General features: G+C 66.5%; 15 protein-coding genes. 4 read left to right on the forward strand and 11 right to left on the reverse strand.

What is annotated here, in order from left to right; all coding sequences use genetic code 11:
* Positions 1–41 precede the first annotated feature (41 nt).
* The 3 genes from AC1RUS_RS18170 to AC1RUS_RS18180 all read left to right on the forward strand — a co-directional run bounded on the left by AC1RUS_RS18170 (position 42) and on the right by AC1RUS_RS18180 (position 1,885).
* The gene (locus tag AC1RUS_RS18170; RefSeq protein WP_492918007.1) at positions 42–530 is read left to right on the forward strand and encodes an outer membrane protein assembly factor BamE; all 489 of its coding nucleotides are present in this window, start codon (positions 42–44) and stop codon (positions 528–530) included.
* Between the two features lie 273 nt (positions 531–803).
* The gene (locus AC1RUS_RS18175; protein WP_492918008.1) at positions 804–1,337 is read left to right on the forward strand and encodes a response regulator; all 534 of its coding nucleotides are present in this window, start codon (positions 804–806) and stop codon (positions 1,335–1,337) included.
* Positions 1,338–1,537: 200 nt separating this feature from the next.
* The gene (locus tag AC1RUS_RS18180; RefSeq protein ID WP_492918009.1) at positions 1,538–1,885 is read left to right on the forward strand and encodes a hypothetical protein; all 348 of its coding nucleotides are present in this window, start codon (positions 1,538–1,540) and stop codon (positions 1,883–1,885) included.
* A 77-nt stretch (positions 1,886–1,962) separates the two neighbouring features.
* On the opposite strand, the gene AC1RUS_RS18185 is transcribed toward AC1RUS_RS18180, so the two are convergent.
* The 7 genes from AC1RUS_RS18185 to glyA all read right to left on the reverse strand — a co-directional run bounded on the left by AC1RUS_RS18185 (position 1,963) and on the right by glyA (position 8,734).
* The gene (locus AC1RUS_RS18185; protein WP_492918010.1) at positions 1,963–4,101 is read right to left on the reverse strand and encodes a sodium-translocating pyrophosphatase; all 2,139 of its coding nucleotides are present in this window, start codon (positions 4,099–4,101) and stop codon (positions 1,963–1,965) included.
* 243 nt (positions 4,102–4,344) lie between these two features.
* The gene (locus AC1RUS_RS18190; protein ID WP_492918011.1) at positions 4,345–4,884 is read right to left on the reverse strand and encodes a hypothetical protein; all 540 of its coding nucleotides are present in this window, start codon (positions 4,882–4,884) and stop codon (positions 4,345–4,347) included.
* A 34-nt stretch (positions 4,885–4,918) separates the two neighbouring features.
* The gene (thiL, locus tag AC1RUS_RS18195; RefSeq protein WP_492918012.1) at positions 4,919–5,983 is read right to left on the reverse strand and encodes a thiamine-phosphate kinase; all 1,065 of its coding nucleotides are present in this window, start codon (positions 5,981–5,983) and stop codon (positions 4,919–4,921) included.
* Entirely contained in the window at positions 5,943–6,404 is a 462-nt protein-coding gene (gene nusB / locus AC1RUS_RS18200) for a transcription antitermination factor NusB (protein ID WP_492918013.1), read from the reverse strand. Before nusB ends, thiL begins: the two co-directional genes overlap by 41 nt.
* On the reverse strand, positions 6,401–6,865 hold the full coding sequence (gene ribH / locus AC1RUS_RS18205) for a 6,7-dimethyl-8-ribityllumazine synthase (protein ID WP_492918014.1): 465 nt from the start codon (positions 6,863–6,865) through the stop codon (positions 6,401–6,403). The genes nusB and ribH overlap by 4 nt, the downstream gene beginning before the upstream one ends.
* A gap of 71 nt (positions 6,866–6,936) precedes the next feature.
* Positions 6,937–7,410 (reverse strand): transcriptional regulator NrdR, encoded by a 474-nt coding sequence (gene nrdR, locus AC1RUS_RS18210; protein ID WP_492918015.1) that lies wholly within the window; start codon positions 7,408–7,410, stop codon positions 6,937–6,939.
* A 31-nt stretch (positions 7,411–7,441) separates the two neighbouring features.
* Entirely contained in the window at positions 7,442–8,734 is a 1,293-nt protein-coding gene (gene glyA / locus AC1RUS_RS18215; RefSeq protein WP_492918016.1) for a serine hydroxymethyltransferase, read from the reverse strand.
* Positions 8,735–8,896: 162 nt separating this feature from the next.
* On the opposite strand from glyA, the gene AC1RUS_RS18220 reads away from it, so the two are divergent.
* The gene (locus tag AC1RUS_RS18220; protein WP_492918017.1) at positions 8,897–9,337 is read left to right on the forward strand and encodes a Ros/MucR family transcriptional regulator; all 441 of its coding nucleotides are present in this window, start codon (positions 8,897–8,899) and stop codon (positions 9,335–9,337) included.
* A gap of 124 nt (positions 9,338–9,461) precedes the next feature.
* Here AC1RUS_RS18220 and hemA read toward each other — a convergent pair whose 3' ends face one another.
* The 4 genes from hemA to AC1RUS_RS18240 all read right to left on the reverse strand — a co-directional run bounded on the left by hemA (position 9,462) and on the right by AC1RUS_RS18240 (position 13,857).
* Positions 9,462–10,688 carry a 5-aminolevulinate synthase gene (gene hemA / locus AC1RUS_RS18225; protein ID WP_492918018.1) on the reverse strand — a complete coding sequence of 409 codons (1,227 nt, stop codon included), beginning with the start codon at positions 10,686–10,688 and terminating at the stop codon, positions 9,462–9,464.
* A 181-nt stretch (positions 10,689–10,869) separates the two neighbouring features.
* Positions 10,870–11,766: a 3-hydroxyisobutyrate dehydrogenase gene (mmsB, locus tag AC1RUS_RS18230; RefSeq protein WP_492918019.1), complete on the reverse strand. Its 897-nt coding sequence runs from the start codon at positions 11,764–11,766 to the stop codon at positions 10,870–10,872.
* Between the two features lie 171 nt (positions 11,767–11,937).
* Positions 11,938–12,747, reverse strand: coding sequence for a class I SAM-dependent methyltransferase (locus AC1RUS_RS18235; RefSeq protein WP_492918020.1), 810 nt, complete (start codon positions 12,745–12,747; stop codon positions 11,938–11,940).
* Between the two features lie 57 nt (positions 12,748–12,804).
* Entirely contained in the window at positions 12,805–13,857 is a 1,053-nt protein-coding gene (locus AC1RUS_RS18240) for an enoyl-CoA hydratase/isomerase family protein (RefSeq protein ID WP_492918119.1), read from the reverse strand.
* Position 13,858: the final 1 nt, after the last annotated feature.

Raw genomic sequence — 13,858 nt, forward strand, 5'->3', positions numbered from 1 at the left:
GATAGGTCAAAGTCCAGCATTCTTCCGGCTCCGGAGCCCGCATGTTTCGTCCCGCTATTTTCGCCGCAGCCGCCATCGGTCTCGCCGCCGCCGTGTCCGGCTGCACGCCGCTGACGAGCTATTCCGGCTTCCAGGCGATCGAAGCCAAGCCGGCCGACATGAAGGTGGGCGAAGACAGCAAGTCCACCCTGATGGAGAAGCTGGGCTCGCCCTCGACGGTTTCGACCTTCGACCCCAACACCTGGTACTACGTCTCGCAGACGACCGACCGGGTGGCCTTCTACATGCCGCGCGTGATCAAGCGCGACGTCATCGCCATCAAGTTCAACCCGGCCGACGAGAAGGTCGCCTCGGTGAACACCTACACGCTGAAAGACGGCAAGGTCATCGCCTATAACGGCCGCGAGACCCCGACCCGCGGTCGCGAGATGACCATTCTCGAGCAGCTGCTCGGCAACGTCGGCCGCGGCGGCATGCTGCCGCAAGACGACGACGGCGTGCCCGGCACCCGCCCCGGCGACCGTCGCTAGTCACGACATCGTCTCTACTGAACGCGAAGAGGCCGCTTCTCCAAGGGAAGCGGCCTTTTTCACGCGCCGCGACAGCCAGGCCAACAAAATCCACCGCAGCGCGAGCGCTCTAGTCAACAATTACAGTTAAACTTCGGGTCATGACGATTTGTCGCAGCTTTGCGAGAGTCGAAAACACTTCGTCAACCAGAAGTCCCGCAGATTTCGACTCCAGCGCGACCAAGATCATGCGCGCAATACGAGTCGATACGGTGGGGAGCTTAGCGGATTGGTATGGACCTCAAGTCGTTGTCCGTGCTTGTCGTCGACGACAACTCAAACATGCGCCACATCCTGGGCGCGATTCTAAAGTCGTTCGGCGTCCGTAACATCTACGAGGCCGACGACGGTCTGCAGGCGCTGCGCATCCTCAACAGCCGCGAAGTCGACATCATCTTCACCGACCTGATGATGCAGCCGGTCGACGGCCTGGCGTTCATCAAGTGGATCCGCACCTCCACGGCCAGCCCCTGCCAATATGCGCCGATCATCATGATGACCGGCCACGCCACCCAGCGTAGCCTGAACGAGGCGCGCATGGCCGGCGTCACCGAGTTCCTGGCCAAGCCTTTGAACGCGCGCGGCGTGCTGCATCGCCTCAACGAGGTGATCAACAATCCCCGCCCCTTCGTACGGGTCGGCGACTATTTCGGTCCCTGCCGTCGTCGCAAGATCGACCACGACTTCGCCGGCGAGGAGCGTCGCGGTTCGGACCCGGTTCCCGCCGGCCTCAACGAAGACCAGTTCGACCCTGAAGACGTCTACTGAGACGCCTGTCCAGCCCGCTGGGGGCCAATGCTCCTGCTTGCACGTCCTTTACGGCCCCACGTGCCGTCCGCCATCACGACGGCGAAGATGAACGCCACCCAACGCAGCGCTCCGGGAACGTTCAGGCGGATGAGGTTTTACTAAGCCTCATCGGGTCGTCCTCCCCAGCGGCCCGCAAGAGCTAAGAAAGGCAGTCTCACATGAAGCGCTTCCTCATTTCCGCCGCCGCCATCGCCGTCGCCGTCACGGCTCCCCTCGCCGCCCAGGCCGCGCCCTGGCAGTCGGTAAACCAGCGCCAGGCCAATATCGAACGCCGCATCGACCAAGGCGTCCGCAGCGGCCAGATCACCCGTCCGGAAGCCGCCCGCCTGCGCGGCGAGTTCCGTTCGCTCGGCCGCCTGGAAACCCAGTATCGTCGCAGCGGCGGCGGCCTGTCGGCCCGCGAACGCGCCGATCTGGACGCCCGCTTTGATCGTCTGAGCGCCAGCGTCCGCTACGAGAAGAACGATCGCGACAACCGCTATGACCGCGATCATCGTCGCGGCTAACGGCCCGACATGACCCACGAAAAACGCCCCGGAGGAAAACCTCCGGGGCGTTTCTTGTTTCAGGCCTGAACCGAGGTTCAGCCGCTGTGGGCCAGAACCGCCAGCAGCAGCAGGGCCACGATGTTGGTGATCTTGATCATCGGGTTCACGGCCGGACCCGAGGTGTCCTTGTAGGGGTCGCCGACGGTGTCGCCGGTGACGGCCGCCTTGTGGGTGTCGCCGCCCTTCTTGTGCAGGACGCCGTCCTTGTCGGTGAAGCCTTCCTCGATCACCTTCTTGGCGTTGTCCCAGGCGCCGCCGCCGCTGGTCATCGAGATGGCGACGAACAGGCCGGTGACGATCACGCCCATCAGCATGGCCCCCAGCGAGGCGAACGCGTCGACCTTGCCGGCGATGGCCTTGATCACGAAGAACAGCACCACCGGCGAGACCACCGGCAGCAGGCTGGGCACGATCATCTCGCGGATGGCGGCCTTGGTCAGGATGTCGACCGCCTTGCCGTACTCGGGCTTGACCTCATAGGTCATGATGCCCGGGTTCTCGCGGAACTGGCGGCGCACCTCGGCCACGACGGCCTCGGCGGCCCGGCCCACGGCGGTCATCGACATGCCGCCGAACAGGAAGGGCAGCAGCCCCCCGAACAGCAGGCCCACGACGACATACGGGTTGGACAGGTCGAAGGTCACCGGGCCCATGCCGTCGAAGAAGCTGCCCGGAACCGCATTGGCCGAGAAGAACTTCAAGTCCTCGGTATAGGCGGCGAACAGCACCAGGGCGCCGAGGCCGGCCGAACCGATGGCGTAGCCCTTGGTGACGGCCTTGGTGGTGTTGCCCACGGCGTCCAGGGCGTCGGTGGTGACGCGGACTTCCGGCGGAAGACCGGCCATCTCCGCGATGCCGCCGGCGTTGTCGGTGACGGGGCCGAAGGCGTCCAGGGCGACGATGAAGCCGGCCAGGGACAGCATGGTGGTGGTGGCGATGGCGATGCCGAACAGGCCCGCCAGATTATAGGTCACCAGGATGCCGACGATGATGGTCAGGGCCGGCAGGGCCGTGGATTCCAGCGACATGGCCAGGCCCTGGATCACGTTGGTGCCGTGACCCGAGACCGAGGCCTGGGCCACCGACTTCACCGGGCGGAAGTTGGTGCCGGTATAGTACTCGGTGATCATCACGATCAGGGCGGTGACCGCCAGGCCCGCCAAGCCGCAATAGAACAGGCTGTCGGCGTCGAAGCTCTTGGCTCCGACGGTGACGGCGGTCGGGACCAGCTGGTGGATCACGTACCAGACGGCCGGGATCGACAGCACGCCCGTCACGATAAGACCCTTGTAGAGGGCCCCCATGATGTTCTGGCTCTTGCCCAGGCGGACGAAGAACGCGCCGACGATCGAGGTGACGATGCAGACCGCGCAGATGGCCAGCGGCAGCAGCATCATCGAGGTCACCGCTTCGGTGCCACGGAAGAAGATCGCCGCCAGGACCATGGTGGCGACCGTGGTCACCGCATAGGTCTCGAACAGGTCGGCGGCCATGCCCGCGCAGTCGCCGACATTGTCGCCGACATTGTCGGCGATGGTCGCGGCGTTGCGGGGATCATCTTCCGGAATGCCGGCTTCCACCTTGCCCACCAGATCGCCGCCCACGTCGGCGCCCTTGGTGAAGATGCCGCCGCCCAGACGGGCGAAGATCGAGATCAGCGAGGCGCCGAAGCCCAGAGCGACCAGGGCGTCCACGACGGGACGGCTGGTGGCTTCCAGGCCCAGGCCCACGGTCAGCACGGCGTAGTAGCCCGCCACGCCCAGCAGGGCGAAGCCGGCCACCAGCATGCCCGTGACGGCGCCGGAGGTGAAGGCCAGAGACAGACCCTTGGCCAGGCCTTCCGAGGACGCCTGGGCGGTGCGGACATTGGCCCGGACCGAGATCAGCATGCCCGCGAAGCCGGCCGCGCCCGAGAGCACCGCGCCGACCAGGAAGCCGCCGGCGGCCCAGGCGCCGATCAGCAGGTAGACGCCGACGAGGATGACCACGCCGACGATGGAAATGGTGAGATATTGCCGGCGCAGATAGGCCTGCGCGCCTTCCTGGATCGCCGCAGCGATCTCCTGCATCTTCGCGTTGCCGGGCGAGGCCCGCATCAAGCTGGCCGTCTGCACGGCGCCGTAAAGCACCGCCAGCAGCCCGGCCGCTATGGCCAGTGTAAGCCAAAGACTCATTAGTGAATTGCCCCTTCGCGCTTCCAATCACGAGGGGGACGCCGTCCGGTCGCGATCGCCTTGACCGGGGTCAAGTCATCGTCCGGATCGACAGGCGGGCCTTATGGCCTCATGCCCCCTCGATGCTCCCTGAATTGGCGCTCTGCGGCGCCAAGGCGACGACAGTGCCAAATGGGACAAGCGGGCGCAACCCGTGCTCTAACAAGCGTTAGAGACGGCAAATCCTGGCGCGAAGGCTCGGCTTCAGGGAATGAGGTCTCGCCCCGAACTCGACGGAAGCGGCGGCGTCGCCGAAGCCGAGGCGGGTTTGGCCTTGATCGGCGGCGGCAATTGCTTGCGGGCGATCTGCTTGGTGATCTCGACCGAGGCGATCTTGCCCTTGCCGATCAGCCGGCCCGCTTCGCTCAGCACGATGGTCTTCAGCTTGGCGGCGTCGACCTCGTTATAGCTGTCGGCCTTGTTGAAGTACGGGGCCCGGTGGGCGGCGCGGACGATGGCGTCGCGCAGGATAGGCTCCTGCCCCGCCATGATCGTCACCGGCACGCCGTCGGCCATCTTCAGGCTTAGATTGAGGAAAACGTAGTTTATCAGCTTGCCGTCCTCGACGATCGGGGCGGCGAACGGCTGCATCTTGATGATGGGATCCGGCGGCGGGCCTTCGCCCTCGCCCTTCTTCTCGTCCTTGCCTTCCTTCTTCTTCGAACTGGCCAGGGCGGGGCTCGCCACAGCCAGGAGCATGGCGGCGAGCGCGGCGCGGCGCGTGAAGGCGGAAGGAGCGGTCATACCGCTCTCTTAACCAGGAAGCCTTGAGGTTTCCTTAGCCGTGCAGCCAGCCCAGCTTGGTCGGGGTGACGTCCTTGCGCTTGTAGTAGGCCATGACGCCCTCACCCTCGACGAACTCGCCGATCTCGCTGACCTTGATCCCGACTGCGGCGGCCGCGACCCGGAAGGCCCAGGCGTCGGCCGGATCGACCGCGCAGACGATCTCGTAGTCGTCGCCGCCAGAAGCCAGGGCCAGACGGGCCTCGGAGTCCTCGGGTTGCGTTTCCAGCCAGGCGGTCGCGCCGGGCGACAGCGGCAGGCGCTCCAGGTCCACGCGGACGCGGCAGCCGCTGGCCTTGGCCAGGTGACCGCTGTCGGCCAACAGGCCGTCGGAGACGTCGGCGGCGGCGTGGGCATGGGCCCGCAACGCGTCGCGCAGGGCGATCCGGGGCTCGGGCTGGCGATAGCGGCGCAGCAGTGAGCTATCCTCGTCCATCACCTCGCCCCACTGCGCCATCAGGCCCAGCCAGCCGTCGCCGATCGTGCCGGAGACCATCAGCTTGTCGCCCGGCTTGGCGCCGCGACGCAGGATGGCGCCGCCCGCCGGCACCCAGCCCAGCAGGGTGGCGGAGACCACGAACGGACCCGAGGTGGTGACGGTGTCGCCGCCCAGCAGCGAGATGTCGAAGGCCGCGCCGTCCTCGGCCAGGCCCCGGGCGAAGGTCTCGCGCGAGTTGACGTCGGCGCCGGAGGGCCAGCCCACGGCGAGGAAATAGCCGTAAGGCTCGGCGCCCTTGGCGGCCAGGTCGGAGAGATTGGTGCGCAGCAGGCGGCGGGCGACGACGTCCAGCGCCTCTTCGGCCAGGAAGTGCACGCCGGCGACCATGGCGTCCTTGGTGATCACCAGGTCGTGGTCAGGACGAGAAGGCAGCACCGCCGCATCGTCCAGCAGGTCCAGCGCGACCGGATCGCCGCGCGTCAGGGGGCGCAGGATCCGCGCGATATGGTCGAACTCATTGGCGAGCGGCGCCGCGGCCGTCTCGGACGGCGCGTCGTCGTCGAACCAGTCGTCGTCTGCCTCAGGTTCGTGCATCGCGGGCGATCGCGTCGAGGGCGCCATTGATGAAACCAGCCTCCGGTCCTTCGAAGAACGACTTGGCGATCTCGACATACTCGTCGATGACAACCTCGGTGGGGACGTCCGGCCGATGCATCAGCTCGAACGCGCCAGCCCGAAGCACTGCTCGCGCGGTGGCGTCCAGGCGGTCCAGGCGCCAGCCCGAGGCCAGGCGCTTGACGATAGCCTGATCGACCTCGCCCTGCTTCTCCACGACGCCCTTGGCCAGTTCGGCGAAGAAGGTCTCGTCGGCGGCGGCCAGCTGATCGCCATCCGGGCCATCCACGTCGCGGTCGAAGCGGTGCTCGGAGAATTCGCGGACCACGGCGTCTACGCCGACGCCGGAGACTTCCATCTGGTACAGGGCCTGGACGGCGGCGAGACGCGCGACCGAACGGGGCTGGATGCGGTTGTTCTTGCTCATCGGTTCTGCCCCAGCAGCTGACGCTTCAGGGCGACGGTCTCGAGACACGCCTTGGCGGCCGCGCCGCCGCGATCGCCTTCGCTGACCTTGGCGCGGGTCCAGGCCTGGTCTTCCTCGTCGACGGTCAGCACGCCGAAGCCGATGGCCAGGCGCTTGCCGATGGCCAGGTCCTGCAGGCCGCGCGCCGTCTCGTTGGCGACGATCTCGAAATGGTAGGTCTCGCCACGGATCACGCAGCCCAAGGCCACGAAGCCGTCGTACTTCACGCCCACGGGACGATGGCCGGCTTCCTCGGCCAGTGCCACAGCGCTGGGGATCTGCAAGGCGCTCGAGACGGTGATCACATCGTATTCCGCGCCCTGGGCCTCGATTGCCTGGGCGGCTCCGCGCAGCAGTTCGTCGGAGATGCCCGAATAGGTTCGGCCCTCCACGATCAGCAGGCGGATCTTGTCTTCAACCATCTAACTCGAACTCCCGGGCCGGCGCTGGCGCGTCGCCAACAGATTCGGCCGTAATCGAAAACAGAATGCGCCTATAGCTCGTCGTCCGCGACGTCGCTGAGGCCTTCTTCCCCCAAAAACTTTGCGAAATCGCTAGTTTCCTTGAAATCGCGATAGACCGAGGCGTAGCGGACATAGGCCACGTCATCGAGCGCCTTCAGGGCCTTCATGACCATCTCACCGACCGTCGAGGACGGCAGCTCGGTCTCGCCCATGCTTTCCAGCTGCCGGACGATGCCGTTGATCATGCGCTCGACCCGCTCGGCCTCGACCGGACGCTTCTGAGTGGCCAGGGCGATCGAGCGCACCAGCTTCTCGCGGTCGAACGGCGAACGACGCCCCGAACGCTTCAGGATCGTCAGTTCGCGCAGCTGAACCCGCTCGAAGGTGGTGAACCGTCCGCCGCAGTCGGGACACATGCGCCGACGCCGGATGGCCGCGCCGTCTTCCGACGGGCGGCTGTCCTTGACCTGGCTCTCAGCGTGTCCACAGAACGGGCAGCGCATGATCTAGCCCCCTCCGGCTTGCTCGAATCTATTAGTTGTAGATCGGGAAGCGCGCCGTCAAGGCCAGGACTTCCTCGCGGACCCGAGCCTCGACCTCGCCATTGCCCGTCGGGCCGTTGGTGGCCAGGCCGTCGACGACCTCGGCGATCAGTTGGCCGACCCGCTTGAACTCGGCCTCGCCGAAGCCGCGCGTGGTGCCGGCCGGCGTGCCCAGGCGGATGCCCGAGGTGATCGTGAACGGCGCGGTGTCGAACGGCACGCCGTTCTTGTTGCAGGTCATGTGGGCGCGCTCGAGGCTGTGCTCGGCGTCGCGGCCGGTCACGCCCTTGGGACGCAGGTCCACCAGCATCAGGTGGCTGTCGGTGCCGCCCGAGACGATGTTGACGCCGCCGGCCTGCAACGCGTCGGCCAGGGCCTTGGCGTTGGCGATGATCTGGGCGGCGTAGGCCTTGAAGGATGGTTGCAGCGCCTCGCCGAACGCTACGGCCTTGGCGGCGATCACATGCTCCAGCGGACCGCCTTGCAGGCCCGGGAACACGGCCGAATTGACCTTCTTGATGATCGCTTCGTCGTTGGTCAGCACCATGCCGCCGCGCGGCCCGCGCAGGGTCTTGTGGGTGGTGGTGGTGACGACGTGGGCGTGCGGGACCGGGTTGGGGAACACGCCGCCGGCCACCAGGCCCGCGAAGTGGGCCATGTCGACCATCAGATAGGCCCCGACGCTGTCGGCGATCTCGCGGAAGCGCTTGAAGTCGATCTCGCGGCTATAGGCGCTGCCGCCGGCGATGATCAGCTTGGGCTTCTCGCGCTCGGCCACCTCGGCGACGTTGTCGTAGTCGATCAGCTGGTCCTGCTGGCGCACGGTGTAGGACACCGGCTTGAACCACTTGCCCGACTGGTTGGCGGGCGAGCCGTGGGTCAAGTGACCGCCGGCGGCCAGGTCCATGCCCATGAAGGTGTCGCCCGGCTGCAGCAGCGACATGAAGACCGCCTGGTTGGCCTGCGAGCCCGAGTGCGGCTGGACGTTGGCGAAGCCGGCGCCGAACAGCTGCTTGGCGCGCTCGATCGCGATCGTCTCGATCTCGTCGACATATTCGCAGCCGCCGTAATAGCGCTTGCCCGGATAGCCCTCGGCGTACTTGTTGGTCAGGATCGAGCCCTGGGCCTGGAGCACGGCCTTGGAGACGATGTTCTCAGAGGCGATCAGCTCGATCTGATTTTGCTGACGACCCAGCTCCAGACCGATCCGATCGAAGATGTCGCGGTCCGCCGTGGCGAGGTCCGCGCCGAAGAAGGCGGTCAGGGTGGAAGCTGGTGCGGTCATGGGACGCTCTCCAAGCGCTGCGGGGAGTCAGGTGGCGCCCTCTTTAACGGGCTCCGCGCCGCGATCAATGAGGGAACCACGGAGAAAGTTGCGCGTTCGTCCCGTTCCGGGAGGCCAAGCCGCCCGGCAGTCAGGTCACGGCAACGACAAAGGCGGGTACCCATGGTGTCGCAAAGCGGCGAGTTGGAGTCGAAAGGCGATAGAGCGCCGGACATTTTGGGATTGAGTGCGGAAATCGTCGCTGCGTACGTCGGACAGAACAGCGTCGCGCAATCGGTGATCCCGGAGTTGATCCGGACGGTGCATCACGCGCTGTTGAACCTGGACGCCGCCGAGGCGCCGCGTCCGGCGGACAAAGCCAAGCCCGCAGTGTCGGTGTCCAAGTCCGTGCAGCACGACTACATCGTCTGTCTGGAAGACGGCAAACGCCTGAAGATGCTCAAGCGCTACCTGCGCTCGCACTACGACATGAGCCCCGAGGAATACCGCCGCAAGTGGGGCCTGCCCGCCGACTATCCGATGGTCGCCCCGGCCTATGCGGCGCGGCGTTCGGATTTCGCCAAGCAGATCGGCCTGGGCAAGGGCGTGCGGCGGGGGCGGTAGAGACTGTCATCCCGGCCAAGCGCGAAGCGCGCCGAGCCGGGACCGCCGGAAGCTCCGAGTGTGCTGCGATCCCGGGTCTTCGCCCGGGATGACAAGTTATAACTTAGTTTATAACTTAGTCGCTTTACGCCGCGTGGCCGCCCATGCGGGCCACGTTGCAGTGGGCCCACAGCTTTTCCATCGCGCCGACCAGCTTGCGCATCATCTCGTCCGTGTGGAACGGCGTCGGGGTGAAGCGCAGGCGCTCGGTGCCGCGCGGCACGGTCGGATAGTTGATCGGCTGCACATAGACGCCGTGGTCGGCCAACAGCATGTCGCTGATCAGCTTGGTGTGGGTCGGATCGCCGACCAGCACCGGCACGATATGGCTGTCGTTTTCCATCACCGGCAGACCGGCGGCCTTGAACATGGCCTTCAGGGTCTGGGCGCGCTCCTGGTGAGCCTCGCGCACTTCCGGATGCTGCTTCAGCCACTTGACGCTGGCGAGGGCGCCGGCGGTCAGGGCGGGCGGCAGCGAGGTGGTGAAGATGAAGCCCGAGGCCATCAGGCGGATCGCGTCGACCACCACGGCGTCGCCGGTGATGTAGCCGCCCATCACGCCGAACGCCTTGCCCAGCGTGCCTTCGATGATGTCGATCTGGTCCATGACGCCATCGCGCTCGGCGACGCCGCCGCCGCGCGGACCGTACATGCCGACCGCATGGACCTCGTCGAGATAGGTCATCGCGCCGTATTTCTTGGCCAGGGCGGCCGTGGCGGCGACGTCGGCGATGTCGCCGTCCATCGAATAGACGCTCTCGAACGCCACCAGCTTGGGCGCGTCGGCCGGTGCGGCCGCCAGCAGCTCCTCAAGATGAGCCAGGTCGTTGTGGCGGAAGATATGACGCTTGCCGCCGCCGTTGCGGATGCCCGCGATCATCGAGGCGTGGTTCTGCTCGTCCGAGAAGATGATCAGGCCAGGCAGGATCTTGTAGAGCACGCTGAGGCTGGCTTCGTTCGAGACATAGCCCGAGGTGAACAGCAGCGCGGCTTCCTTGCCGTGCAGGTCGGCCAGCTCGACTTCCAGCTCCACGTGGTGGTGGTTCGTGCCGGAAATGTTGCGGGTGCCGCCCGAGCCCGAGCCATGGTTGTCGATCGCGGCGTGCATTGCGTCGAGCACCACCGGGTTCTGGCCCTGGCCCAGATAATCGTTGGAACACCAGACCACGACATCGATCTCGCCGCCGTCCTGGCGGGTCCAGGTCGCGCGCGGGAAGCTGCCGCGATGGCGCTTCAGATCGGCGAACACGCGGTAGCGACCCTCTTCGCGGATCTGGCTGACAGCGGCGCTGAACGCGGATTTGTAGTCCATGGTCTTCTTGCTCGATCACCCGGAAGAACGCGTCAGCCGGATCGTCGGTCCCTTTTCGATACCCGCGTTTCGCATGCACGGGACGCTGCTGTCCACCTAAGGACCACTACTTACACATTAGAAATAGGTCATTTGCGCCGCGATCTGAGGTCGCGGGGCGCTCATGCAAATCATGCGCAGATCAGACGAGGTCGGCGATGCGGCCGCGCAGCAGCTGGATGACCGCCGAGAAGTCCTTGCCGCCGAATCCGTTGGCGTCGAACAGCGCGTAGAGCGCCTCAGCCTGGGCGCCCATCGGAGTCGAGGCCCCGGCCTTGGCGGCGGCGTCCTGGGCCAGCTTCAGGTCCTTGAGCATCATCGTCGTGGCGAATCCCCCCTCGTACTGACGATCGGCCGGGGTCGAGGGGCCGACACCGGGCACAGGGCAATAGGTCGAGACTGACCAGCACTGGCCCGACGACTTGCTGGCGATTTCGAAGAACCGGTCCGCCGCCAGGCCCAGCTTCTCGGCCAGGGCGAAGGCCTCGCAGGTCCCCAGCATGGAAACGCCCAGCAGCATGTTGTTGCAGATCTTGGCCGCCTGCCCCGCCCCATGGTCGCCGGCGTGGATGGTGACGCGAGACATCGGCGCCAGGGCCGCTTCGACGGCCGCGAAGTCGGCGGTGTCGCAGCCGACCATGAAGGCCAGGGTTCCGGCTTCCGCCGCCATGATCCCGCCCGAAACCGGCGCGTCTGCGAAGCGGAACCCCGCCTCCCCCGCCTGTTTGGCGACCGCGCGGGCGCTGTCGACATCGATGGTCGAGCAGTCGATCAGCAAGGCCGTCTTTGGTGCAGCGGCCAGGATCTGCTCGCCATAGACCGCCCGCACATGCGGACCGGCCGGCAGCATGGTGATCACCACCTCGGCGTCGGCGACCGCCTCGGCCACCGAGCCCGCCGCGTGGCAGCCCGCCGCCACGGCCCGCTCGACCGCCTGGGCGGACAGGTCGAAGGCGGTGACGTGATGCTGGGCCTTGGCCTGGTTGGCGGCCATGCCGCCGCCCATATTGCCCAGCCCGATGAAGGCGATGCGGGTCATCGTGTTTCGCTCCTAACGCAGTGCGCCGCGTCTGCGTGGACGCGGCGCTTATTCCTTCAAAACTGTCATCCCGGGCGTAGCGCAGCGAAGACCCGGGACCGCAACAGACCCGGAGCTTCCGGCGGTCCCGGCTCGGCGCTTCGCTTGGCCGGGATGACAGCTTTTATCGGCTTACCGCGCCGAAGCCGGCTTGCGGAACTTGTAGACGAACTGGTCGGTCCTGCCGCGGATCGACGGATCGAAGACGCTGACATTGCGCTTGTCGGCCGGGTCGCGCAGCGCGCGGCTCTCGCCCTCGAAGATGAAGCCGGCCGCGGTCACTTCCGAGCGCACCACCGCCGAGTCGATGCGGTGGAAGTCCTCGGTGTGAGCCAAGCCCGAACCCGCTTCGGCCGAGTGGTCGATGACCAGATAGACGCCGCCCGGCTTCAGCGAGCGGAAGATCGCGCGGTTCACGGCGCCCAGGTCGGCCGGGCCCATGAATTTGTCGTGCATGTCGTGATAGTTCTGGGCCGTGAACACCAGGTCCAGCTTCTCGGGAGCCGAGAAGTTCGGGAGCGTGTTCAGGATCACCGTCACGTTCTTGTAGTTGGCGTCGCGGGCGATGGCGTTCACCGCCGGCTCGCGCTTGGCCAGCTTGGTCAGCTCGTCAGGCACATAGGCATAGACGTGCCCCTTGGGGCCGACCGCCTTGGAGAAGATGCGGGTGAAATAGCCGCCGCCCGGGATCAGGTCGGCGATCTTGTAGCCGGGCTTCACGCCCGCGAAGGTCAGGATCTCGCCCGGCAGGCGATCGGCGTCGCGCACCATGTCGGCGGCCGGACGCGCGGGATCGGAGACGGCCATGGCGATATTGGCCGGAATGGCGACCGACGACGGGCCCGGAGGCGGCGGCGGGGGCGGAGGCGGCGGTCCCATCGGCGTCGTGGCGCACGCGGCGAGCCCGAGCACGGCGACGAGACTGAGAAGCGGCTTACGCATGGTGTTCCTTCCGACCGACGTGTTCTTGTTGTCTGACGTTCTAGCGTACGCCGTCCGCTACGTCAGCGGAGTCCATTCCTCTTCCGGGGGAAGCGGTGCGAAAATCTCGTCCAGAAGCGTTTCCGACACGTCTTCCAGCGTCGCCGGCGACCATCTGGGGGCGTTGTCCTTGTCGACGATCACCGCCCGGACGCCCTCGATGAAGTCGTGGCGGCGCACCACCCGCGAGCCGATCCGATATTCCATCGCCATGTGCTCGCCGAAGTCCTCGGTCGCCTCGCCCAGCGCCAGCTGGCGGAAGGCCACCTTCAGGGTCTGGGGCGACTTGGTCTTCAGGACCGCCAGCTGGGCCTTGCCCCAGTCGCTGCTGTCCATCTCCAGGAACTCGAAGATCTGCTCGACGCTGTCGCCGACGAACAGGCGGTTGAGGTCCTGCTCGATGCTGGCCAGCGGCGCTTTGCCGGCGTCGGCGCGGAACATCTTCAGGGTCTCGTCGATGCGACGGTGATCGGCGGTGATGGCCTTCTTCAGGCCCTCGATCGCGCCGAACTCGACGAAGTGGGTGGCGATGCCCAGACGCAGGCAGTCCGCGCCCTTGATCCGCGCCCCGGTCAGGGCCAGCCAAAGCCCCGCCTTTCCGGGCAGGCGCGGCAGGTACCAGCCGCCGCCGACATCGGGGAACAGGCCTATGCCGGTCTCGGGCATGGCGAAGGTCGTACGCTCGGTGGCGATCCGGTAGTGGGCGGGCATCGAGATGCCGACACCGCCACCCATCACCACGCCGTCCATGATCGCCACGATCGGGCGGTCGTAGTGGAACATCAGGTGGTTGAGCCGATATTCGGTGTGGAAGAACTGACGCGCCGCGACGCCGTCGCCCGCCCCGCTCTCGGCCAGCATGCGGATATCGCCGCCGGCGCAGAAGCCGCGCTCGCCGGTGTGGTCGATCATGACCATGTCGATCTCGGGATCGGCCTGCCACTCGACCAGAGTGTCGATCATCGTCTCGCACATGCCCAGCGTCAGGGCGTGCAATGCCTTGGGCCTGTTGAGCGTGATGCGGCCGACGTTCTTGTGAACGCGGACGATGATCTCGGCGGTGTCGTTCATC

This window comes from Caulobacter sp. GW821-FHT10F06, from assembly GCF_058809215.1.